Raw genomic sequence first — 21006 nt, forward strand, 5'->3', positions numbered from 1 at the left:
TCTGTCGTTCACCAAACGGTCAGCGCAGGTCGGGCGCGGCGGTGGTGGTGGCGGTGGTCGTGCTCAGGGGGCCGGCCAGCTCCATGCGCACGCGCCCATTGGCGGCGCGCGCGGCCGGCGGAGCCGCCCTGGCGGGCTTGAGCAGCGCGTAGAGCCCCATCACGCTCTTCACGTAATTCTGCGTCTCGCGGTAGGCCGGAATGCGGTCGCCCGCGCGGCGCACGGCGCCCTCGCCGGCGTTGTAGGCGGCCAGCGCCAGGTCGAGCCGGCCTTCGAACACATCGAGCAGGTGCCGCAGGTAGCGCGCACCGGCGGCCACGTTGGTGCCGGGGTCGGCCAGTTGCTGCTGCACCGACCGCCGGGGTGCGCCCGCCACGCCGAACCGCTGCGCGGTGGCCGGCATGACCTGCATCAGCCCCACGGCGCCCCGCGGCGACACCGCCTGCGCGTCGAAACCGGATTCGGTGGCGATCACCGCCTGCAGCAGCTCGTAGTCCAGCCCCTGCTGGAGGGCGGAGGCCCGCAGGTGGTGCTTGACGCGCTTGACCTCGGGGGCGATGTCGAAATACGCCAGCCGCCGTGCACCCGCCGCCGTGGCCTCGGGCGCGGTGCCGGGCGCGACGATGCCGGTGCCGGCGGCGTTGCCATCGACGGTGGAATCGAACACGTCGCCACGGAAGTAGAGCGTGTAGCGCTCGTCGATGCGCTCGGCCGCGAAGTGCGTCACGCCCCGCTCATCCACGTGCGCCCACAGGTCGGCGTGCGCCGACTGCTGCGAAAACCATAGCAGCATGCCCAGGCACATCAAGCGCCAGCGGCCAAAAACACCTTGAATCATGTCAGCACCTCAGGGGCACGGGGCCGCATTCAGATGTCCACCTCCACGGCGTCGCCGTGCAGCTCCATCAGCTCGCGCCGCGCCGCCGCCTCGCCCTTGCCCATCAGCTTGGTGATGAGCCCGGCCGTGGCCGCGAAGTCCAGCGCGCCCAGCTGCACCGGCAGCAGGCGGCGGGTGTCGGGGTTGAGCGTGGTTTCCCACAGCTGTTCGGCATTCATCTCGCCCAGGCCCTTGAAGCGGCTGATCTGGCATTTCTCGCGCGGCACGCCGTCCTTGGCGGACTTGTCGAGGATGGCCTCCAGCTCGCCCTCGTCCAGCGCATAGACCTTGGAGGCCGGCTTCTTGCCGCGCGCGGGCACATCCACCCGAAAGAGCGGCGGCCGCGCCACGTAGATGTGTCCCGCCTCGATGAGCTTGGGGAAGTGGCGGAAAAAGAGCGTGAGCAGCAGCACCTGGATGTGCGAGCCGTCCACGTCCGCATCGGACAGGATGCAGACCTTGCCGTAGCGCAGGCCGGAGAGGTCCGGCGTGTCGTCGGGCCCGTGCGGGTCGACCCCCAGCGCCACCGAGATGTCGTGGATCTCGTTGTTGGCGAACAGCCGGTCGCGGTCCACTTCCCAGGTGTTGAGCACCTTGCCGCGCAGCGGCAGCACGGCCTGGCATTCCTTGTCGCGGCCCATCTTGGCGCTGCCGCCGGCGGAATCGCCCTCCACCAGGAAGACTTCGTTGTGCGACAGGTCGCGGCTTTCGCAATCCGTGAGCTTGCCGGGCAGCACGGCCACGCCGGAGCCCTTTTTCTTCTCGACCTTCTGGCCGGCCTTCTGGCGCGTCTGCGCCGCCTTGATGGCGAGTTCGGCGAGCTTCTTGCCGTAGTCGACGTGCTGGTGCAGCCACAGCTCCAGCGCCGGCCGCACGAAGCTGGACACCAGCCGCACCGCGTCGCGCGAATTGAGCTTTTCCTTCACCTGGCCCTGGAACTGCGGGTCCAGCACCTTGGCCGACAGCACGTAGCTGGCGCGGGCGAATACGTCCTCGGGCAGCAGCTTGACGCCCTTGGGCAACAGCGAATGCAGTTCGATGAAGCTCTTGACGGCGTTGAAGAGGCCGTCGCGCAGGCCGGCGTCGTGCGTGCCGCCCGCGCTGGTGGGAATCAGGTTGACGTAGCTCTCGCGCACCGGCCCGCCCTCGTCGGTGAAACCCACGCACCACGACGCGCCCTCGCCCTCGGCGAAGCTCTCGCTGTGGCGGTCGGCGAAACCCTCGCCCTCGAAGAGCGGGATCACCGGGTCGGCCGACAAAGTCTGCGCCAGGTAGTCGCGCAGGCCGCCCTTGTACTGCCAGCTCTGGGTTTCCTTCGACTTCTCGTTGACGAGGGTCACCGTCACGCCGGGCATCAGCACGGCCTTGCTGCGCAGCAGGTGGGTCAGCTCGCCCATGGGCAGGGCGGCGGTCTCGAAGTACTTCGGGTCGGGCCACACGCGCACGGTGGTGCCCTGCTTGCGCTCGCCCGCCGCCAGGGGGCGCGAGGTCAGCGGCTCGGTGACGTCGCCACCCTCGAACACCAGCTGGGCGATCTTTCCCTCGCGGTGGGTGTAGGCCTCCAGTCGCAGCGCCAGCGCGTTGGTGACCGAGACGCCCACGCCGTGCAGGCCGCCCGAGAAGCTGTAGGCGCCGCCCTTGCCCTTGTCGAACTTGCCGCCCGCGTGCAGGCGGGTGAAGACCAGCTCGATCACCGGCGCCTTCTCTTCCGGGTGCAGGCCGAAGGGAATGCCCCGGCCGTCGTCCTCCACGCTGACCGAGCCGTCGGCGTGCAGCGTGACCTTGATCTTCTTGCCGTGGCCGGCCAGCGCCTCGTCGGCGGCGTTGTCCAGCACTTCCTGGATGATGTGCAGCGGGTTGTCGGTGCGGGTGTACATGCCCGGGCGCTGCTTGACCGGCTCCAGCCCTTTCAGGACGCGGATCGAGCCTTCGGAGTATTCGCTGCTTGCGGAGGAGGATGCGGGTTTGACTGCCATGGCGGCGGATTGTAGTGCTGGATATAACCACAGCCCGCATGGCTGGTTTAGCCCCGGCTTGCGCATGGCAGAGGTGGGCGAGACGCCGCCGCGTCAGCGGCCGCAGGCGGATTTGGCTACATTCGCCGGATGCATCAAGAAACCACCAAACTGTCCATGGGCCAGGTGCTGCTGTGCGGCGCCGCCATCGTCACGCTGTCGATGGGCATTCGCCATGGCTTCGGCCTGTGGCTGCAGCCCATCACGCAGGAGATGGGCTGGACGCGGCAGACCTTCGCCCTGGCCATCGCGGTGCAGAACATCGCCTGGGGCGTGTTCGGCATCTTCGCGGGCATGGCGGCCGACCGGTTCGGCGCCTTCCGCGTGCTGATGGGCGGGGCGGCGCTCTACGCGGCGGGCCTGGCCGGCATGGCGCTTTCGCCCACGCCGGTGCTGTTCGCGCTCACGGCGGGCGTGCTGATCGGCGCGGCGCAGGCCGGCACGACCTATGCCGTGATCTATGGCGTGCTGGGCCGGCAGATCGCGCCGGAACGCCGTTCCTGGGCCATGGGCGTGACGGCGGCGGCGGGCTCGTTCGGGCAGTTCCTGATGGTGCCGGTCGAAGGCCAGCTCATCGCGCAACTGGGCTGGCAGGAGGCCCTGCTGGCGCTGGCGGTGATGGTGTTGCTGATCGTGCCGCTGGCCTTCGGCCTGCGCGAGCCGGGCTTCGGCGCCTCGGCCCCAGCGGGTGCGGCGGCGCCGCGCAAACAGTCCATCGGCAGTGCCGTCTCGGAGGCGCTGCACCACCCCAGCTTCCTGCTGCTGACGGCGGGCTACTTCGTCTGCGGCTTCCAGGTGGTGTTCATCGGCGTGCACATGCCCAGCTACCTGAAGGACCACGGCCTGTCGCCCCAGGTGGCCAGCTACGCGCTGGCGCTGATCGGGCTCTTCAACATCTTCGGCACCTACATCGCCGGCACGCTGGGCCAGCGCATGCCCAAGCGCTACATCCTGGCCTTCATCTACTTCGCGCGGGCGGTGGCCATCAGCGTCTTCCTGCTCGCGCCGCTCACGCCCATGTCGGTGTACGTCTTCTCGGCCGTGATGGGCGCGCTGTGGCTGTCCACCGTACCGGTGACCAATGCGACAGTGGCGCAGATCTTCGGCGTGCAGCACCTGTCGATGCTGAGCGGCTTCGTGTTCTTCAGCCACCAGATCGGGAGCTTTTTGGGCGTGTGGCTGGGCGGCTACCTGTACGACCGCACCGGCAGCTACGACGTGGTGTGGTACCTCTCCATCGCTCTGGGCGTGTTCGCCGGCCTCATCAACCTGCCGGTGCGCGAGACGGCCATCGTGCGGCAGCCACGCCCGGCATGACGCCCGCCGCCACCCCCCATCGCCGCGCCGGCCGCTGGGCGGCGGGCCTGGCCTGGGCGGGGGCCGCCGCCCTGCTGGCGGTGGTGTTCCTGCTCTACTCCCAGCCCGATTTCATGGTGATGATGGCCGACCAGGTGTGGTCATGCTTCTGAGCCTAAAAATGGGACGGAAAAGCCCTCCAGCGCCCGTTGCGCATGGGCGTATAGCTACAGTATTCATAGCATGACCCTGCATGGCGGCGAAGCTCCCTCCGACTGGATCCGGCGCTGGTCGCACCTGGTGCCGGCGCGCAGCAGCGTGCTCGACGTCGCCTGCGGCCGGGGCCGCCATGCGCGCTGGATGCTGGGCCTGGGTCATGCGGTGACCGGCGTGGACCGATCGGCCGAGGCCCTGGCCGAGCTGGCGCGGACAGGCGCGGACGCGGCTGCGGCCCACCCGCCCGCGCCGGCGATCGAGGCCGTCTGCGCCGACATCGAATCCGGCCCCTGGCCCTTTGCCGGCCGCCAGTTCGGCGGCGTGGTCGTCACCAACTACCTCTGGCGGCCGCTGCTGCCCACCCTGGTCGCCAGCGTGGCACCGGGCGGCGTGCTGCTGTATGAGACCTTCGCCGCCGGCAACGAAACGGTCGGCCGCCCGGCGCGCCCGGACTTTCTGCTCGCGCCCGGGGAACTGTGGGCCGTCTGCCAGGGTCTGCGTATCGTGGCGTTCGAAGACGGCTGGCTGCCGTCGCCCGAGCGCTTCGTGCAGCGCATCGCCGCCGTGCGCGAACGGCCCGGCAGCGCCCCGGCGCGCCATGCGCTCCTGCCGCCGGCGGCGCCGGGCATGCCCGCTCCCGGAGCGGGCGCCGGCTGAATCATCCCTAGTTAGAATGCTCTTTTACCGTTTCACCACGCGGACATGACCCTCCCCAGCGCCCCTCTCACCGGCAGCATCGTCGCCCTCGTCACCCCCATGCACGAAGACGGCAGCGTGGACTACCCCACCCTGCGCCAATTGATCGACTGGCACGTCGCCGAGGGCACCGACTGCGTCGGCGTCGTGGGCACCACGGGCGAATCGCCCACGGTCAACGTCGAAGAGCATTGCGAGATCATCCGCGTGGCGGTCGAGCAGGCCGCCGGCCGCGTGCCGATCATGGCCGGCTGCGGCGCCAATTCCACGGCCGAAGCCATCGAGCTGGCCCGCTTCGCCAAGAAGGTGGGCGCCGACACGCAGCTGCAGGTCGTGCCCTACTACAACAAGCCCACGCAAGAGGGCCAGTACCAGCACTTCAAGGCGATCGCCGAGGCCGTGGGCGACCTGCCCATCGTGCTCTACAACGTGCCCGGCCGCACTGTCGCCGATATGCTGCACGACACCGTCCTGCGCCTGGCGCAGGTGCCCGGCATCATCGGCATCAAGGAAGCCACGGGCAACATCGAACGTGCGCAATGGCTCATCCGCGACCTGCCCAAGGGTTTCGCCGTCTACTCGGGCGACGACCCGACCGCCGTGGCCCTGATGCTCTGCGGTGGCCAGGGCAACATCAGCGTGACGGCCAACGTCGCGCCGCGCCTCATGCACGAGCTGTGCGTGGCCGCCCTGGCGGGCGATGCGCGCCGCGCCATGGAAATCCAGTTCCAGCTGATGCCCGTGCACAAGCACCTGTTCGTCGAGGCCAACCCGATCCCGGTCAAGTGGGCGCTGCAGCGCATGGGCCATTGCGGCGGCACGCTGCGCCTGCCGATGACGCCGCTCGGTACGGCCAACGAGGCCATCGTCGAAGGTGCCCTGCGCGCCGGCGGTCTGCTTTAATCCGGTCCGCCGCAGCCCGAACCCGCCGCTTCGGCACTTCCAGATCACCTGAGGATTTCCGCGTGAACGCTACCACCCGCCTGGGCCTGCTCGGCCTCGCCATGGCCCTGTCCGCCTGCTCCGTTCTCGAGAACGACAAGATCGACTACAAGAGCGCCACCAAGGGTGCGACGCTCGAGGTGCCGCCCGACCTGCGCCAGCTCTCCACCGATTCCCGCTATGTCGTGCCCGGCGGCACGGTGTCGGCCGCTGCCTTCGAGGCGGGCCAGGCCCAGCGCCCCGTGGGCAAGGCCAACGCCGCGCCGCAAACCATCGGCGACGTGCGCATTGAGCGCGACGGCAACCAGCGCTGGCTGGTCGTCAACCGCCCTGCCGACCAATTGTGGGAGCCGGTGCGCGACTTCTGGCTCGAAAACGGCTTCGTCTACACCACCGAGCAGGCCAACCTGGGCCTGCTGGAAACCGACTGGGCCGAGAACCGCGCCAAGCTGCCGCAGGACATCATCCGCTCGACCATCGGCAAGATCTTCGACTCGGTGTACTCCACCGGCGAGCGCGACAAGTTCCGCACCCGCCTGGAGCGCGGCCCCAACGGCACGACCGAGATCTTCGTCAGCCACCGCGGCATGATCGAGGTGTATTCCAACACCCAGAAGGACACCACCGTGTGGCAGCCGCGCCCGGCCGACCCGGAGCTGGAGACCGAATTCCTGCGCCGCATCATGGTCAAGCTCGGCGTGAGCGAGGAGCAGTCCCGGGCCGTCGCCGCCGCGCCCGCGCAAGTGGTACCGGTGGCCCGCATCGCCAACGTGGGCGGCGCGCCGGCCGTGCAGATCGACGAGCCGTTCGACCGCGCATGGCGCCGCGTCGGCCTGTCGCTGGACCGCACCGGCTTCACGGTGGAAGACCGCGACCGCAGCCAGGGCGTGTACTTCGTGCGCTACGTGGCCCCCACCGACAAGAAGGAGCCCGGCTTCTTCGGCAAGCTCTTCAACCGCTCGCCCGACGCGGTGCCGCCGCTCAAGTACCGCATCGTGGTGCGCAGCGAAGGCAACAAGAGCACCGTCTCCGTGCTCAACGCCGCCGGCGCGCCCGAATCGTCCGACAACGCCCAGCGCATCGTGCGCGTGCTGGCGGACGACCTGAAGTGAGCCAGCCCGGGTGCTGCGGTTTCGCAACCTGGCCAGCGGCAGCACCGGCAATGCCACGCTGATCGAAGGCGGCACCGCCGGCGGCGGTCCGCGCCGCCGCCTGCTGATGGATTGCGGCCTGGGCATCCGCATCCTCGAAGGGAGGCTCGGCGCCGCGGGCATCGCGCCCGCCCAGCTCGACGCGGTGTTCATCACCCACGAGCATTCCGACCACATCGGCTGCGTGCAAAAACTCGTTCTGCGCCACCGCGTGCCGGTGTGGATGAGCCAGGGCACGCACGAAGCCCTGGGCGCGCCCGACTTCGACGGGCTGCTGCGCATCGCGCGCGATGGCGAGGCGATCGACCTGGGCGCGTTCGAGGCCCGCCCCTTCACCGTTCCGCACGATGCCCGCGAGCCCCTGCACCTGCGCTGCAGCGACGGCGCCACCCATGTCGGCCTGCTGACCGACCTGGGGCATGCCTCGGGGCACGTGCTGGACCAGCTGCGCGACTGCCACGCGCTGCTGCTGGAGTCGAACCACGACCCGGAGATGCTGCAGGCTTCGGGCTATCCCGCCTTCCTCAAGCGGCGCATCAGCGGCCGCTTCGGCCACCTGCCCAATCACGTGTCGGCGGACATTCTGCGCACTGTTCGCCACAGCGGCTTGCGCCGCGTGGTGGCGGCCCATCTCAGCGCGCAGAACAACCACCCCGACCTGGCCCGCGCCGCCCTCGCGGACGCCCTGGGCTGGCCGCTCGAAGCCATCGACGTGGCGCACCCGCGCGAGGGCACCGGCTGGATCGACGCGGGCTGACGCTGGGCCAGCAGCCCAGTCCGGCCCGCGGAAACCACCTGAACAGGCCACCCGCCAGACAACCGCCAGACGAAAAAAAGCCCCGACACGGCGTGCGGGGCTCGGAGTCGGCACCGGGCCGCAGCCCGATGCGGAGTCTGTTCGCTTACTTGGCGGCCGAAGCGCCGGTAGCGGCAGCGGCGGCTGCGTCGGCAGCAGCCTTGGCGGCGTCGGAAGCAGGAGCGGCAGGCGTCACAGCGGCCGATGCGGGAGCCACGGGAGCGGATGCGGCAGGCGTCACGGCGGGCGCGGGCGTCACGGCGGGAGCCGGTGCGGGCGCGGGAGCGGCTTCTTCCTTCTTGCCGCAGGCGGCGAGGGCAGCAGCGGCGATCAAAGCAGCCAGAACGACGGAATTCTTCATGTCAGGTTTCCTCTTGGACAAACGGGATTCTTTTGAATGGACACCACGTCCGACTCTTGCAGCGGTCCGGTTGGCAGGCGGCGCCTGGTGGCGCGTGCGGTATTTGAAGCCAACAGTAAATTATAGGGAATTTCGTCAATACTGACTAACACTGACGGGGCTTGCACCAAGGTTCACAGTGTTCGCCCAGGCGGCCCTACAGCCCCAGCGTCGTGGCCGGAAAGCCCGGCCCGCTGCGGCGCACCAGCCACTCGTCGAGCGCCCCGCGCAGGAGGGCTCGCCGGTCGGGCGACTGGCCGTACAGGCCCACGCAGCGGTCACGGTCGAGGCGGTGCAAGTGCCAACCCGGCGACCAGAGCATGCTGGGCACCTCCTGCGATGGCGAGGACGCCGCCTTGCGCGCCGTGACGATATGGCCCCAGGTGCCGCGCCACTGCACGAACCGCGCGTGCTGCCGCACGACGGCACCGAAATCGGCCGCCAGGATCGTGAAGCTGCGGCCCGACCGTGACCATGTGTGCAAGGCATCCACCACCGCCCGCTCGCCCAGCGGCCAGTCGTGGAAGTCCGGGTCGCTGATGACGATCTCGCGCCAACCCTCGCGCGCGGCGCAGGCCAGGGCATCGCGCACCCACTGGCGAAAATCCTCCCGGCCGGCGAAGCGACCCTCGGGCAGGTCCGGCGCGGCGGCGGGAGCGTCGCTCATGGGCGAGGGGCCTCGTTCACGCCTGCGGCGCCCGGGCGTGGGCCCAGCCGCTGTCGCACCACGCGGACAGCAGCTCGAGCGCATCGTCGCTGGCCCGCGCCAGGTCGCGGGCGGTGAGCCCCCGCTCGTCGGCCAGGCGGCGCATCAAGGTCGCATCGCGGCCGGCGGCGCGGTAGCTCTCGCCATTGATGTACACATGCTTGTCGTCATACATCATGCGGGTGCGCCGGTCGAGCGCAACGCCCTCCAGCAGGCCGCTGGCGGGCGCGGGGTCGAACCAGACGTTGGGCTTGGGCTCGGTCAGCGATTCGCCGAGCGCACGCTCCACCGACAGGGGATCGGCCAGCGCGCGGCGCACCGCGTCGCGGGCGAAGTCCTGCAAGGCCGGCGGAATGGCGCCGGGCTGGGCCACGGCGTCCTGCTTCGGGTCGCGGTAGAGGGGCGTGTCTTCGTCGTCGGTGGCCTCGTCGGCCAGGCGCAGCAGAATGCTCTGCGCGATATCGGCGCGGCGCGGCGACCGGAACCCGATGGAGTACGTCATGCACTCGCCCTCGGCCACCCCGTCGTGCGCCCAGCGGGGCGGCAGGTAGAGCATGTCGCCGGGTTCGAGCACGAACTCCTCCTCCGGCTCGAAGTTGTCCAGCACCTTGAGCGGAATGCCTTCGCGCAGCGTGAAGTCCTTCTGCCGGCCGATGCGCCAGCGGCGCCGGCCATGCGCCTGCAGCAGGAAAACGTCGTAGCTGTCGAAATGCGGGCCCACGCCGCCGCCGTCGCTGGCGTAGCTGATCATCAGGTCGTCGAGCCGCGCCTCGGGCACGAAGCGGAACTGCTGCATCAGGGCGTGCGTGGCATCGTCGTGCAGGTCCACGCCCTGCACCAGCAAGGTCCATTCGCGGGTGGCCAAAGGCGGCAGGGAACGGCGGGCGAAAGGCCCGTGGCGCAGCCGCCATTGGCCTTCCCTGTGCTGCACCAGGCGCGACTCCACGCCCTCCTCGCCCGCGAGCGCGAACAGCTCCGCACGGCCGACCGCCGGCGCGAAGCCGGGCACGGCCCGCCGCACCAGCAGCGGCTTCTTGTGCCAGTGGGTGCGCATGAACTGCGCGGGCGTCAGGCCTGCAAGCAGGGACAGGGGCGAATGGACATCCATGGGGTCGGGGCGGCCGCGTTCGCGGCAGTGGTCAAGCTGCGACAATTCTCCTATGGAAATCAAACAACAATGTGTGGTCGCCTTGACCTGGGTCTTGAAAGACACGCTGGGCGAAGAACTCGACGTGCTCGATGAGCCGGTGGAATTCCTGGTGGGCGGGGACGACCTGCTCGAGCGGGTCGAGGAGGCGCTGCAGGGCCATTCGACCGGAGCCAGGCTCGATCTGCACCTGGAGCCGGAAGAAGCGTTCGGCGACTACCAGGACCAGCTGCTGTTCCTCGAGCCCCGGGCACTGTTCCCGGCCGACATCGAAGAAGGCATGACGTTCGAGGGTGCAGCGCTGCCAGAGGGCACGAACCCGGACGCACCGCGAGACGCGCTCTACACCGTGGCTCAGATCTACCCCGAGCACATCGTGCTCGACGGCAACCACCCGCTGGCCGGCATCGCGCTGCGCCTTCACCTGGTCGTGCAGGGGGTGCGCGAAGCGACCGACGAGGAGTTGGAGCGCGGCACCGCGGGCACGGGCTTCTTTCGCATCCAGCCGACGGGCGGGGGCGGCGCGGTGCACTGAATTCGCCTGCTGGGCCGCGTACCCGGCAGCATGCTGGAAACACGAAACGGGCCGCCGTGGCCCGTTTCATCGTGCGCGGCCTCTAAAGGGCCGCCTGGGGCGCCTTACATGCGCGAGATCTGGCCGCCGTTCAGGCGGACGCGGTCGCCGGTGCGCAGATCGCCGGGCGAGGCCACTTCGTAGATCCGCTGGCCGCCCTGGTCCAGATTGATGACGAGGCGATAGCCTTCGATGGCACCATTGTTGCCGCCCCGGCCTTCGATGGCGTTGCCGGCGACGCCGCCGCCGACGGCGCCCAGCACGGTGGCTGCCGCACGGCCGCTGCCGCCGCCGATCTGGTTGCCCAGCACGCCGCCGACCACGGCGCCCAGCACCGCGCCCGCGCCGCTGGTGCGGGGCTTGTCGCGCAGCGTCTCGATCTGGGCGACCGTGCCGAATTCGTTGCCGTACTGGTTGCCGTATTGGTTGTTGGACACCGGCGCGTTGTTGTAGACCGGCTGCGAGGGGTAGTCGTTGTAGCGCGGCTGCTGGGCGCATGCGGCCAGCGAACCTGCAACGACGAGGGAAGCAGCCAGGGAGGCGAGACGGGTGGAAGAACGCATGGTGGAGACTCCTTTGTCGATGCAATGGCCGGCAGCGCCGGAACGTTGACCGATTGAACCATTGCACACATTTGCGCTGCTGCGAGCCAAGGGCTGCGTGCCATGCCGGTCGAAGCCAGGCCGGCGCGTCATCCGTGGTCCGACAGTGCGCCTCCTGCGCTGCAGCCCTTCAACTCATTGCTTGCCCGTCGAGCCGTAGCCGCCTTCGCCGCGCGCGGACGCGGTGCCGAAGTCGCTGACCACGTTGAACTGCGCCTGCACCACGGGCACGATGACCAGTTGCGCCAGCCGCTCCATCGGCTGCAGCGTGAAGGCGGTGTCGCTGCGGTTCCAGGCGCTCACCATGAGCTGGCCCTGATAGTCGCTGTCGATCAGGCCGACCAGATTGCCCAGCACGATGCCGTGCTTGTGGCCGAGCCCCGAGCGCGGCAGGATCAGCGCGGCGTAGCCCGGGTCCTGCAGATGGATGGCGATGCCCGTGGGCACCAGCTGCCAGGCATTGGCCTCGAGGGTGAGCGGCGCGTCGAGGCAGGCGCGCAGGTCCAGGCCGGCGCTGCCGGGAGTGGCGTAGGCGGGCAGTTGCTCTGCCATGCGGGGGTCGAGAATCTTGACGTCGATCTTCACGGAACAACCATTCACTTTCTGTGCTGGGAGGCTTGCTGCAGTGCGTGCCAGACGCGCTGCCAGAACGAGGCCGGCGCGGCGCGCCCGGGGGCCGGAGCGGCGCCGGCGCGGCGCGGTGACGGGGGCCTTACAGCCGCGCCAGGAACCTCTGGCCCGCCGCGAGCGGGCGCGCTGCCGGGCTGGCGCACGGCCGGGGGCCGGCGGGTCAGCTGCTCGACATAGCGGGCGAAGTCGCCGTCGGGTGGCGTGTCCGCGTCCAGGCGGGAGGGGTCGAGCGGCATGCGGGGCTTTCGGTCGAATGGGGAGGCGGGCGGGCTGGCGGGGTGGCGGGTGGCCACGGGATGGCGGGCGAGGCCTCGCTCAGCGCAGCGGCGCGACACGGCTGGCGATGTCCGCCACCAACTCGCGGGCCAGCGCCTGCTTGGAGGCCCGGGGCAGCGTGCGGTGGCCTTGCTCGTCAATCAGCACCAGCGTGTTGTCGTCCTGCCCGAACGTGGCCGGGCCGATGTTGCCCACCAGCAGCGGCACGCCCTTGCGCAGCCGCTTGGCGCTGGCGTGCTCCAGCAGGTTCTCGCTCTCGGCGGCAAAGCCCACGCAGAACAGAGCGCCGGACCGCGCCCGCTCGGACTTCGCCACGGTGGCCAGGATGTCTTCGTTCTCCACGAAGGCCAGCGTGGGCACGGCGCCAGAGCCGTCCTTCTTGATCTTCTGGCCGCTCGGCTGCGCCGGGCGCCAATCCGCCACAGCGGCGGTTGCTATGAAAATACTAGCGCCCTGCGCTTGGCTGGCAACCGCCTGGAGCATTTCCTGCGCGGATTGCACCGGGATGCGCCGCACGCCACGCGGCGTGGGCAGGTGCACGGGGCCCGAGACCAGCGTGACCTCGGCACCGGCCTCGCGTGCGGCGCGGGCGATGGCGAAACCCATCTTGCCGCTCGAGAGATTGGTGATGCCGCGCACCGGGTCGATGGCCTCGAACGTGGGGCCGGCCGTGACCAGCACCCGCTGGCCGGCGAGCCGCTTCGGGGTGAAGAACGCCGACAGCTCGTCCATGATCTCGGGTGGCTCCAGCATGCGCCCGTCGCCGGTTTCGCCGCAGGCCTGGTCGCCCGTGCCCACGCCCAGCACGGTGGCGCCGTCGGCCGCCACCTGCGCCAGGTTGCGCTGGGTGGCCGGGTGCGCCCACATCTCGCGGTTCATGGCCGGGGCCAGCAGCAGCGGCACGCGCCCGGCCGGCCGCGCCAGGCACAGCAGGCTCAGCAACTCGTCGGCCCGGCCCTGCACCAGCCGGGCGATGAAGTCGGCGCTGCACGGCGCGACGAGGATGGCGTCGGCCTCGCGGCTCAGGTTGATGTGCGGCATGTTGTTGGGCTCGCGCGCGTCCCACTGCGAGCCGTACACCGCGCGGCCGCTCAGCGCCTGCATGGTGACCGGCGTGATGAACTGGCCCGCGGCCTCCGTCATCACCACCTGCACGGTCGCGCCGGCCTTGATGAGCAGCCGGGTCAGCTCGGCGGCCTTGTAGCAGGCCACGCCTCCGCTCAGGCCCAGAACGATGTGTTTGCCAGCAAGCTCAGTCATGGGGGCGCAATTTAGCAGACGGGTGCCATGCCGCCGGCCTGGCGGGCCGGCGGGCGGTCCGTGCCCGCCCTCTATAATCCCAATTTCCCACCACCAAAAAAGACATGACCAAATTTGTCTTCGTCACCGGCGGTGTGGTGTCTTCCCTGGGCAAGGGAATCGCCTCAGCCTCCCTTGCTGCGATCCTCGAATCGCGCGGCCTCAAAGTCACCCTCATCAAGCTCGACCCGTACATCAACGTGGATCCGGGCACCATGTCCCCATTCCAGCACGGTGAAGTGTTCGTCACCGACGACGGCGCCGAGACCGACCTCGACCTGGGCCACTATGAGCGTTTCATCGAAACGCGCATGAAGAAAACCAACAATTTCACCACCGGCCGCATCTACCAGTCGGTGCTGGAGAAGGAACGCCGCGGCGACTACCTCGGCAAGACGGTGCAGGTGATCCCGCACGTCACCAACGAGATCCAGGAATACATCAAGCGCGGCGCTGGCGTGGGCACCGACGACGCGGTGGACGTCGCCATCGTCGAGATCGGCGGCACCGTGGGCGACATCGAATCGCTGCCCTTCCTGGAGGCCGTGCGCCAGCTCAGCCTGAAGCTCGGGCCCAACAACGCGGCCTTCGTGCACCTCACCTACCTGCCGTGGATCGCCGCGGCCGGTGAACTCAAGACCAAGCCCACGCAGCACACGGTGCAGGAGCTGCGCAAGATCGGCATCCAGCCCGACGCGCTGCTGTGCCGCGCCGACCGCCGCATTCCCGACGAAGAGCGCGCCAAGATCTCGCTCTTCACCAACGTGGCCGAATGGGGCGTGATCAGCATGTGGGACGTGGACACCATCTACAAGGTGCCTCGCATGCTGCACGAGCAGGGTCTGGACGGCCTGATCTGCGACAAGCTGCGCCTGAATACGCCGCCCACCAGCCTGAAGCGCTGGGACCAGCTGGTCTATGAAACCACCCACCCGCAGGGCGAGGTCACCATCGCCATGGTGGGCAAGTACGTCGATCTGTCGGACAGCTACAAGTCGGTCAACGAGGCCCTGCGCCATGCCGGCATGAAGAACCATGTGCGCGTGAAGATCGAGCACATCGACTCCGAAACCATCGGCGCGGCCGACGCGGCCGAGAAGCTGGCGAAGTACGACGCCATCCTGGTGCCCGGCGGCTTCGGCGCGCGCGGCGTGGAAGGCAAGATCAGCACAGCCCAGTTCGCCCGCGAGAACAAGGTGCCCTACCTGGGCATCTGCCTGGGGATGCAGGTCGCCACCATCGAATACGCGCGCAACATGGCGGGCCTGAAGGACGCCAACAGCACCGAGTTCGAGGCCACCACGCCGCATCCGGTGATCGCCCTCATCACCGAATGGAAGGACGAGGACGGCACGATCAAGAAGCGCGATGCCAATTCCGACTTGGGCGGCACCATGCGCCTGGGCGCGCAAAGCTCCGACGTCGCCCCCGGCACGCTGGCCCACCAGATCTACGGCAACGTGGTGACCGAGCGCCACCGCCACCGCTACGAAGCCAACGTGAACTACCTGGACCAGTTGCGCCGTGCAGGCCTCGTGATCTCCGCGCTCACGCAGCGCGAACAGCTCACCGAGATCGTCGAGCTGCCGCAGAGCGTGCACCCCTGGTACATCGGCGTGCAGTTCCACCCCGAGTTCAAGTCCACCCCCTGGAACGGCCACCCGCTGTTCAACGCCTTCATCAAGGCCGCGGTCGAGCACCAGGCCGGCCGCGCGCCGGCCCTCGCTTCGGCCACCGCGGCAGCGGCGGCGGCGGCGGCCTGACCGGGCAGGAGAGACAAGCCATGCAACTGTGCGGTTTCGACGTCGGCCTGGACCGGCGCTTCTTCCTGATCGCGGGCACCTGCTCCATCGAGGGGCAGCAGATGTCGCTCGACGTCGCCGGCCAGCTCAAGGCCATCTGCGAGCCGCTGGGCATTCCGCTGATCTACAAGGGCTCGTTCGACAAGGCCAACCGTTCGTCGGGCACCAGCAAGCGCGGCGTGGGGCTGGAGGCGGGGCTGAAGATCCTCGATGAAGTGCGCCGCCAGTTGCAGCTGCCCATCCTGACCGACGTGCACGACACATCCCACGTCGCCGAGGTCGCGAGCGTGGTCGACGTGCTGCAGACCCCCGCCTTCCTGTGCCGCCAGACCGACTTCATCCGCGCCGTGGCGCAGTCGGGCAAGCCGGTGAACATCAAGAAGGGCCAGTTCCTCGCGCCCTGGGACATGAAGAACGTCATCGACAAGGCCCGCGCCGCCGCCGAAGAGGCCGGCCTCTCGCCCGACCGGTTCCTGGCCTGCGAGCGGGGCGTGAGCTTCGGCTACAACAACCTGGTGGCCGACATGACCAGCCTGGCCGAGATGCGCAACTCCGGCGCGCCGGTGGTGTTCGACGTCACCCACTCGGTGCAAAAGCCCGGCGGCCAGGGCACGGTCAGCGGCGGCGCCCGCGAGATGGTGCCCGTGCTGGCCCGCGCCGGCGTGGCCGCCGGGGTGGCGGGTCTCTTCATGGAAACCCACCCTCGCCCCGCCGAAGCCTGGTCCGACGGCCCCAACGCCGTGCCCCTGGGCCGCATGAAGGCGCTGCTGGAAACCCTGGTGGCGCTGGACGACGTCACTAAGAAGAACGGCTTCCTCGAAAACGACTTCGCCGCCTGATTCCTGCCACCGCAACCATAAAGAGACAAGCACCATGCCCAGCGGATACGTCATCGCCAGCGTCAACGTCACCCACCCCGAGCAGTACGAGGAGTACAAGAAGTGGAGCACCCACGCCATGCAGGTGCATGGCGCCGAGGTCTGCATCCGCGGCGGCAAGGTCGAGGTGCTGGAAGGCGACTGGAACCCCGGCCGCATGGTCGTGCTGAAATTCCCCTCGTTCGAGGCCGCCCAGGCCTTCTACGACACCCCCGAATACCAGAAAGCCAAGGCGGCCCGCGAGGGCGCGGCCGTGATGCGCATGGTGTGCGTCGAAGGCGTCTGACCCGAGAATGCTATTCTTTAGATAGCAAACTGCGCAAGCGAATCAAGCGCTGGCGGCCGATTCGGACATTGAACATCGGCCCCACCCACCCGGTTTTGAAACTCTCCCTGAAGGAAACCCATGAGTGCGATCGTTGACATCGTAGGCCGCGAAGTGCTGGACAGCCGGGGCAACCCCACCGTCGAATGCGACGTGCTGCTCGAATCGGGCGTGATGGGCCGTGCGGCCGTGCCCTCGGGCGCCTCCACCGGCAGCCGTGAAGCCATCGAGCTGCGCGACGGCGACAAGGGCCGCTACCTGGGCAAGGGCGTGCTCAAGGCCGTGGAGCACATCAACACCGAGATCTCCGAAGCCGTACTGGGTCTGGACGCCTCCGAGCAGGCCTTCCTGGACAAGACCCTGATCGACCTGGACGGCACCGACAACAAGGGCCGCCTGGGCGCCAACGCCATGCTGGCCGTCTCCATGGCCGTGGCCCGCGCCGCCGCCGAAGAGTCCGGCCTGCCTCTCTATCGCTACCTGGGCGGCATGGGCGGCATGCAGCTGCCCGTGCCGATGATGAACGTCATCAACGGCGGCGCGCACGCCAACAACAGCCTGGACCTGCAGGAATTCATGATCATCCCGGTGGGCGCGCCCAGCTTCCGCGAAGCCATGCGCTGGGGCGCCGAGGTGTTCCACGCCCTGAAGAAGATCATCAACGACAAGGGCATGAGCACGGCCGTGGGCGACGAGGGCGGCTTCGCTCCCAGCGTCGAGAACCACGAAGCCGCCATTCAGCTGATCCTGCAGGCCATCGACGCCGCCGGCTACACGGCGGGCGAGCAGATCGCCCTGGGCCTGGACTGCGCCGCCAGCGAGTTCTACAAGGACGGCCACTACGTGCTGGAAGGCGAAGGCGGCATTCGCCTCACGGCCCAGCAATGGACCGACATGCTGGCCACCTGGGTCGACAAGTACCCCATCATCTCCATCGAGGACGGCATGGCCGAAGGCGACTGGGACGGCTGGAAGCACCTGACCGAGCGCCTGGGCAAGAACGTGCAGCTGGTGGGCGACGACCTGTTCGTCACCAACACCAAGATCCTGAAGGAAGGCATCGACAAGGGCATCGGCAACTCGATCCTCATCAAGATCAATCAGATCGGCACGCTGACCGAGACCTTCGCCGCCATCGAGATGGCCAAGCGCGCCGGCTACACGGCCGTGATCTCGCACCGCTCGGGCGAGACGGAAGACTCCACCATCGCCGACATCTCGGTGGGCACCAACGCCGGCCAGATCAAGACGGGCTCGCTGTCGCGCTCGGACCGCATCGCCAAGTACAACCAGCTGCTGCGCATCGAGGAAGACCTGGGCGACATCGCCCACTACCCTGGCCGCGCTGCGTTCTACAACCTGCGCTGAAGCCTGGCGACGCGATGCTGCGGGCCGACCCTGAAGCCCTTCATGCTGCCGCCCGGCGCGCTGGCGTCCCGCGCGCGGCAGCGGCCCGCCCGGCGGGTGCGCCGGCGCAGCTGCCGGCCGGCTGCCGGGGCGGCGCCCGGCCAGGGGTGCAGGCATGACGCAACGCATCGTTCCGCTCGTGCTGCTGCTGTTGCTGGCCGGCGTGCACGCGCAGCTCTGGACGGGCCGCGGCAGCATCGCGCACGTGCAGGAGATGCGGGACAAGATCGCCGCGCAGAACGCCGCCAACAAAGAGGCGCGTGAAGCGAACGAGCGGCTGGCCTCCGAGGTGCACGACCTGCGCGAGGGGCTGGACATGGTCGAGGAAAAGGCGCGCAGCGAACTCGGCATGGTCAAGCCCAACGAGATCTACGTGCAGATCACCAGCCCGCGCCGCTGATGCCCCCGGCACCGGCTGCGCCGCCCCATCCATCGGCCGAGAAAACGGCTTGGGCTGACTGCTCCAAACCCACTACTACCGCCACCCCGGCCCAGCCGGCGGCCACCCCGCTGCGGGTCGCCGTGCTGTCTGCCTTCACGCAAGAGGCCGAGGCGCTGGCGCGCGATCTTTGCCAGCCCGCCACTCCCCCTTCGGCCACCAGCGCGGGCCAGAACCTTCCAGGCGTTTGCGGCGCAGGCCGGCAGGCGGCCTGGAGCGCCGATGCGCGGTCGCCCCTGCTGACCGCGTGCGCGCAGCGGGATGCGTCCAGCACCGCCCTGCGCGATGCGGCGAGCGCCCATGCGCGGACCTACCAGCTGACGCTGCTCTGCGGCCTCGAGGACGTGCCCGCGCGCCGGGCCCAGGAGCCGGGAACGATCGGCGAAGCCGGCATGGACCCGGCCGCCGCCGAGGCGGGGCAGAGCCGGTTGCGCAGCGCGTTGAGCGAAGCCGGCATTGCGTACCAGGTGCTGTATGGCGATGCACAGGCCCGGCGGCTCCAGGCCCTGGCCGCCATCCACGCGGCATGCGGCACGGGCCCGGTCCTGCCCGCATCGCCCGCCGAGCCCGCCCCGGCGGCCGGCGCGGCGATGATGCGCGAGCGGCGTGCCCGCCTGCGCGCCTACGGCTGCGAGAAGTGCAGCGATCCGGAATGCGAGCACCAGCTCTTTCGGCAGCTGCTGGCCGCCCGGTAGCACCGGCCCGGCCGCATCCATCTCATGACGCTACCATTTCAATAGCTAGAAGCGCTTATTCCATGAGCGCAAGGGCCCTATCCGGCCCTTGTGAATCACCCAGCCAGAGGCAGCATTCGCCACATATGGCCGCCGCCCTCCCGGGCGTTCACTGAACCGCGCTCGTGCCGGGCGGCAGCTGCCCTGCCCCGGTGAAGATCTGGGCGGCGTCCACCGCGTCGTAGCGGTACTGCTGGCCGCAGAATTCGCACGCCACCTCGATGTCGCCGCGCTCGGCGATGATGCTGTCCACCTCTTCGGTGCCCAGGCTGCGCAGCATGTTGCTCACGCGCTCGCGGCTGCATGTGCAGGCGAAGCGCGGGCCGTCCACGCCTTGCTGGGGCACGAAGCGCAGCAGCTTCTCTTCCCAGAACAGGCGGCGCAGGATGGTGTCGGTGTCCAGCGTCAGCAGCTCGCTCTGCGTCAGGCTCGCGGCCAGCGTGGCGATGCGGTTGTAGTCCTCGTTGTGGCCGATCTGGTCTTCGTTCTCGCTGTGGCTCATCTCGGCGGCCAGGTTGCCCTCCCCCTTGATGGGCATGCGCTGGATCAGCAGGCCGGCCGCCACGTTGCCGTCGGCCGCCAGCACCAGCGTGGTGTCCAGCTGCTCCGACTGCAGCATGTAGTGCTGCAGCACGTCGCTCAGCTTGTCGAGCTTTTCATGGTGATCGCCGTGCAGCGGCACCACGCCCTGGTAGGGCTGCTGGCCGGGCAGGCGGTTCTTGGGGTCGAGCGTGATGGCGCAGCGGCCGCCGCCGCCCACGTTCACCAGGTCGGACAGGCGGGCCGCGTCGTCGACCTCGCCCGGCACCGACGCGGTGGCGCGCAGGCTCAGGTCGGACTGCACCTCGGCCACGGCCAGCTTGACCGGGCCGTCGCCGAACACCTGCAGCACCAGCGCGCCGTTGAACTTGATGTTGGACTGCATCAGCACGGCGGCAGCCGCCATCTCGCCCAGCAGATCGCGCACCGGGGCCGGGTAGGGGCCGGTGGTGGTGTTGCCGGCACGGCGCGCGAGGATGTCCGTCCACGCATCGGTCAGCCGCACCAGCATGCCGCGCACGGGCAGGCCATCGAAGAGAAACTTGTGGAGTTCAGACACCCTGGGAATTCCTGGAGAAAGATAAAAGAAAACGGTGGCGGGGCGGCTCCGGGCCACCCGCCATGCGCCGCCCGGCGCACCCGGCCGTCAACCGATGCGGTGCAGGCCGGCCCGGAACCGGCGGGCGTTGTCGATATAGCCCTCGGCACTGCGGCGCAGGCCCTGCATCTGCTCGGGCGTCAGTTGCCGCACCGCCTTGGCAGGGCTGCCGAGGATCATCGAGCCGTCGGGAAACTCCTTGCCCTCGGTGACCAGCGCGCCGGCCCCGACCAGACAGTTGCGGCCGATGCGCGCTCCATTCAAGACCACCGCGCCGATGCCGATCAGCGATTCGTCGCCCACGGTGCAGCCGTGCAGCATCACCTTGTGGCCGACGGTCACCCGCTCGCCCAGCGTCAGCGGCTGGCCGAAGTCGGAATGCAGCACGCTGCCGTCCTGCACGTTGGTGCCGGCGCCGATGGTGATCGGGTCGTTGTCGCCCCGCAGCACCGCGCCGAACCAGATGCTGCTGTCCGCCGCCAGATGCACGTTGCCCATGACTTCAGCGCTGTCGGCCACCCAGGCGGATTCCGCCACCTGCGGGGTCGAGCCGTCGAGTTCGTAGAGTGCCATCGGGAGTCTCCTGGAGGTGTGGGGTGAATGAATGCCGGGCAGCGGCCTGCGGGGCAGGCGCCCAAGGCGCGGGGCGCGGCCTCCTAG

At 69.2% G+C, this 21006-nt stretch carries 24 protein-coding genes; 13 read left to right on the plus strand and 11 right to left on the minus strand.

What is annotated here, in order from left to right; translation table 11 throughout:
* Positions 1-19 precede the first annotated feature (19 nt).
* Both ABWV53_RS02205 and ABWV53_RS02210 read right to left on the minus strand, forming a co-directional pair.
* The gene (locus ABWV53_RS02205; RefSeq protein ID WP_502903811.1) at positions 20-838 is read right to left on the minus strand and encodes a lytic transglycosylase domain-containing protein; all 819 of its coding nucleotides are present in this window, start codon (positions 836-838) and stop codon (positions 20-22) included.
* Between the two features lie 29 nt (positions 839-867).
* Positions 868-2853 carry a DNA topoisomerase IV subunit B gene (locus ABWV53_RS02210; RefSeq protein ID WP_353362452.1) on the minus strand — a complete coding sequence of 662 codons (1986 nt, stop codon included), beginning with the start codon at positions 2851-2853 and terminating at the stop codon, positions 868-870.
* Positions 2854-2982: 129 nt separating this feature from the next.
* Between ABWV53_RS02210 and ABWV53_RS02215 the strand changes: the two genes are divergently transcribed.
* The 6 genes from ABWV53_RS02215 (at position 2983) to ABWV53_RS02240 (ending at position 7950) form a co-directional block, all read left to right on the plus strand.
* The gene (locus tag ABWV53_RS02215; RefSeq protein ID WP_353362454.1) at positions 2983-4209 is read left to right on the plus strand and encodes an MFS transporter; all 1227 of its coding nucleotides are present in this window, start codon (positions 2983-2985) and stop codon (positions 4207-4209) included.
* Positions 4206-4361: a hypothetical protein gene (locus ABWV53_RS02220; protein ID WP_353362456.1), complete on the plus strand. Its 156-nt coding sequence runs from the start codon at positions 4206-4208 to the stop codon at positions 4359-4361. Before ABWV53_RS02215 ends, ABWV53_RS02220 begins: the two co-directional genes overlap by 4 nt.
* A 70-nt stretch (positions 4362-4431) precedes the next feature.
* Entirely contained in the window at positions 4432-5061 is a 630-nt protein-coding gene (locus ABWV53_RS02225) for a class I SAM-dependent methyltransferase (RefSeq protein WP_353362458.1), read from the plus strand.
* 45 nt (positions 5062-5106) lie between these two features.
* Positions 5107-6003, plus strand: a complete 897-nt coding sequence (gene dapA / locus ABWV53_RS02230; protein WP_353362460.1) for a 4-hydroxy-tetrahydrodipicolinate synthase — start codon at positions 5107-5109, stop codon at positions 6001-6003.
* 62 nt (positions 6004-6065) lie between these two features.
* Positions 6066-7154: an NlpB/DapX family lipoprotein gene (bamC, locus tag ABWV53_RS02235; RefSeq protein ID WP_353362462.1), complete on the plus strand. Its 1089-nt coding sequence runs from the start codon at positions 6066-6068 to the stop codon at positions 7152-7154.
* Between the two features lie 10 nt (positions 7155-7164).
* Positions 7165-7950, plus strand: a complete 786-nt coding sequence (locus ABWV53_RS02240; RefSeq protein WP_353362464.1) for an MBL fold metallo-hydrolase — start codon at positions 7165-7167, stop codon at positions 7948-7950.
* A gap of 145 nt (positions 7951-8095) precedes the next feature.
* On the opposite strand, the gene ABWV53_RS02245 is transcribed toward ABWV53_RS02240, so the two are convergent.
* The 3 genes from ABWV53_RS02245 to ABWV53_RS02255 form a co-directional block, all read right to left on the minus strand.
* On the minus strand, positions 8096-8350 hold the full coding sequence (locus tag ABWV53_RS02245; RefSeq protein WP_353362466.1) for a hypothetical protein: 255 nt from the start codon (positions 8348-8350) through the stop codon (positions 8096-8098).
* Positions 8351-8546: 196 nt separating this feature from the next.
* Entirely contained in the window at positions 8547-9056 is a 510-nt protein-coding gene (locus tag ABWV53_RS02250; RefSeq protein ID WP_353362468.1) for a hypothetical protein, read from the minus strand.
* Positions 9057-9072: 16 nt separating this feature from the next.
* Positions 9073-10203, minus strand: a complete 1131-nt coding sequence (locus ABWV53_RS02255) for a JmjC domain-containing protein (protein ID WP_353362470.1) — start codon at positions 10201-10203, stop codon at positions 9073-9075.
* Between the two features lie 52 nt (positions 10204-10255).
* Here ABWV53_RS02255 and ABWV53_RS02260 point away from each other — a divergent pair, with 52 nt between their 5' ends.
* Entirely contained in the window at positions 10256-10777 is a 522-nt protein-coding gene (locus tag ABWV53_RS02260; protein ID WP_353362472.1) for an FKBP-type peptidyl-prolyl cis-trans isomerase, read from the plus strand.
* Between the two features lie 104 nt (positions 10778-10881).
* Here ABWV53_RS02260 and ABWV53_RS02265 read toward each other — a convergent pair whose 3' ends face one another.
* From ABWV53_RS02265 to coaBC, 4 genes are all read right to left on the minus strand, one after another.
* On the minus strand, positions 10882-11379 hold the full coding sequence (locus tag ABWV53_RS02265; RefSeq protein WP_353362474.1) for an outer membrane lipoprotein: 498 nt from the start codon (positions 11377-11379) through the stop codon (positions 10882-10884).
* Between the two features lie 174 nt (positions 11380-11553).
* A complete protein-coding gene (gene dut, locus ABWV53_RS02270; protein ID WP_353362476.1) occupies positions 11554-12003 on the minus strand; it encodes a dUTP diphosphatase in 450 nt (149 codons plus the stop codon).
* A gap of 11 nt (positions 12004-12014) precedes the next feature.
* Positions 12015-12284, minus strand: a complete 270-nt coding sequence (locus ABWV53_RS02275) for a hypothetical protein (RefSeq protein ID WP_353362478.1) — start codon at positions 12282-12284, stop codon at positions 12015-12017.
* A gap of 79 nt (positions 12285-12363) precedes the next feature.
* Positions 12364-13584: a bifunctional phosphopantothenoylcysteine decarboxylase/phosphopantothenate--cysteine ligase CoaBC gene (gene coaBC, locus ABWV53_RS02280; protein ID WP_353362480.1), complete on the minus strand. Its 1221-nt coding sequence runs from the start codon at positions 13582-13584 to the stop codon at positions 12364-12366.
* A 104-nt stretch (positions 13585-13688) separates the two neighbouring features.
* Between coaBC and pyrG the strand changes: the two genes are divergently transcribed.
* From pyrG to ABWV53_RS02310, 6 genes are all read left to right on the plus strand, one after another.
* Complete coding sequence (gene pyrG, locus ABWV53_RS02285; RefSeq protein ID WP_353362482.1) at positions 13689-15386, plus strand: CTP synthase; 1698 nt, start codon at positions 13689-13691, stop codon at positions 15384-15386.
* Between the two features lie 20 nt (positions 15387-15406).
* Positions 15407-16264, plus strand: a complete 858-nt coding sequence (gene kdsA / locus ABWV53_RS02290) for a 3-deoxy-8-phosphooctulonate synthase (protein WP_353362484.1) — start codon at positions 15407-15409, stop codon at positions 16262-16264.
* A 34-nt stretch (positions 16265-16298) separates the two neighbouring features.
* Positions 16299-16589: a DUF1330 domain-containing protein gene (locus tag ABWV53_RS02295; RefSeq protein WP_353362486.1), complete on the plus strand. Its 291-nt coding sequence runs from the start codon at positions 16299-16301 to the stop codon at positions 16587-16589.
* A 120-nt stretch (positions 16590-16709) separates the two neighbouring features.
* Positions 16710-17996 carry a phosphopyruvate hydratase gene (gene eno, locus ABWV53_RS02300; RefSeq protein WP_353362488.1) on the plus strand — a complete coding sequence of 429 codons (1287 nt, stop codon included), beginning with the start codon at positions 16710-16712 and terminating at the stop codon, positions 17994-17996.
* A 154-nt stretch (positions 17997-18150) separates the two neighbouring features.
* Positions 18151-18435 carry a septum formation initiator family protein gene (locus ABWV53_RS02305; protein ID WP_353362490.1) on the plus strand — a complete coding sequence of 95 codons (285 nt, stop codon included), beginning with the start codon at positions 18151-18153 and terminating at the stop codon, positions 18433-18435.
* Between the two features lie 122 nt (positions 18436-18557).
* A complete protein-coding gene (locus ABWV53_RS02310) occupies positions 18558-19169 on the plus strand; it encodes a hypothetical protein (RefSeq protein WP_353362492.1) in 612 nt (203 codons plus the stop codon).
* Positions 19170-19317: 148 nt separating this feature from the next.
* Here ABWV53_RS02310 and hslO read toward each other — a convergent pair whose 3' ends face one another.
* Positions 19318-20307 (minus strand): Hsp33 family molecular chaperone HslO, encoded by a 990-nt coding sequence (gene hslO / locus ABWV53_RS02315; RefSeq protein WP_353362494.1) that lies wholly within the window; start codon positions 20305-20307, stop codon positions 19318-19320.
* Between the two features lie 87 nt (positions 20308-20394).
* Entirely contained in the window at positions 20395-20919 is a 525-nt protein-coding gene (locus tag ABWV53_RS02320; protein WP_353362496.1) for a gamma carbonic anhydrase family protein, read from the minus strand.
* Positions 20920-21006 lie beyond the last annotated feature (87 nt).

Source organism: Acidovorax sp. FG27 (assembly GCF_040365715.1).
Lineage (GTDB): Bacteria > Pseudomonadota > Gammaproteobacteria > Burkholderiales > Burkholderiaceae_C > Paracidovorax.

Excerpts from the sequence above, each read along its gene's own strand:
- ABWV53_RS02260 (WP_353362472.1), top strand. The coding sequence starts at position 10,256 with ATGGAAATCAAACAACAATGTGTGGTCGCCTTGACCTGGGTCTTGAAA.
- kdsA (WP_353362484.1), top strand. The coding sequence starts at position 15,407 with ATGCAACTGTGCGGTTTCGACGTCGGCCTGGACCGGCGCTTCTTCCTG.
- ABWV53_RS02250 (WP_353362468.1), bottom strand. The coding sequence starts at position 9,056 with ATGAGCGACGCTCCCGCCGCCGCGCCGGACCTGCCCGAGGGTCGCTTC.
- ABWV53_RS02320 (WP_353362496.1), bottom strand. The coding sequence starts at position 20,919 with ATGGCACTCTACGAACTCGACGGCTCGACCCCGCAGGTGGCGGAATCC.
- ABWV53_RS02255 (WP_353362470.1), bottom strand. The coding sequence starts at position 10,203 with ATGGATGTCCATTCGCCCCTGTCCCTGCTTGCAGGCCTGACGCCCGCG.
- ABWV53_RS02275 (WP_353362478.1), bottom strand. The coding sequence starts at position 12,284 with ATGCCGCTCGACCCCTCCCGCCTGGACGCGGACACGCCACCCGACGGC.
- pyrG (WP_353362482.1), top strand. The coding sequence starts at position 13,689 with ATGACCAAATTTGTCTTCGTCACCGGCGGTGTGGTGTCTTCCCTGGGC.
- ABWV53_RS02215 (WP_353362454.1), top strand. The coding sequence starts at position 2,983 with ATGCATCAAGAAACCACCAAACTGTCCATGGGCCAGGTGCTGCTGTGC.
- eno (WP_353362488.1), top strand. The coding sequence starts at position 16,710 with ATGAGTGCGATCGTTGACATCGTAGGCCGCGAAGTGCTGGACAGCCGG.
- ABWV53_RS02225 (WP_353362458.1), top strand. The coding sequence starts at position 4,432 with ATGACCCTGCATGGCGGCGAAGCTCCCTCCGACTGGATCCGGCGCTGG.
- ABWV53_RS02205 (WP_502903811.1), bottom strand. The coding sequence starts at position 838 with ATGATTCAAGGTGTTTTTGGCCGCTGGCGCTTGATGTGCCTGGGCATG.
- ABWV53_RS02265 (WP_353362474.1), bottom strand. The coding sequence starts at position 11,379 with ATGCGTTCTTCCACCCGTCTCGCCTCCCTGGCTGCTTCCCTCGTCGTT.
- ABWV53_RS02220 (WP_353362456.1), top strand. The coding sequence starts at position 4,206 with ATGACGCCCGCCGCCACCCCCCATCGCCGCGCCGGCCGCTGGGCGGCG.
- ABWV53_RS02305 (WP_353362490.1), top strand. The coding sequence starts at position 18,151 with ATGACGCAACGCATCGTTCCGCTCGTGCTGCTGCTGTTGCTGGCCGGC.
- coaBC (WP_353362480.1), bottom strand. The coding sequence starts at position 13,584 with ATGACTGAGCTTGCTGGCAAACACATCGTTCTGGGCCTGAGCGGAGGC.
- dapA (WP_353362460.1), top strand. The coding sequence starts at position 5,107 with ATGACCCTCCCCAGCGCCCCTCTCACCGGCAGCATCGTCGCCCTCGTC.
- ABWV53_RS02245 (WP_353362466.1), bottom strand. The coding sequence starts at position 8,350 with ATGAAGAATTCCGTCGTTCTGGCTGCTTTGATCGCCGCTGCTGCCCTC.
- ABWV53_RS02295 (WP_353362486.1), top strand. The coding sequence starts at position 16,299 with ATGCCCAGCGGATACGTCATCGCCAGCGTCAACGTCACCCACCCCGAG.
- ABWV53_RS02210 (WP_353362452.1), bottom strand. The coding sequence starts at position 2,853 with ATGGCAGTCAAACCCGCATCCTCCTCCGCAAGCAGCGAATACTCCGAA.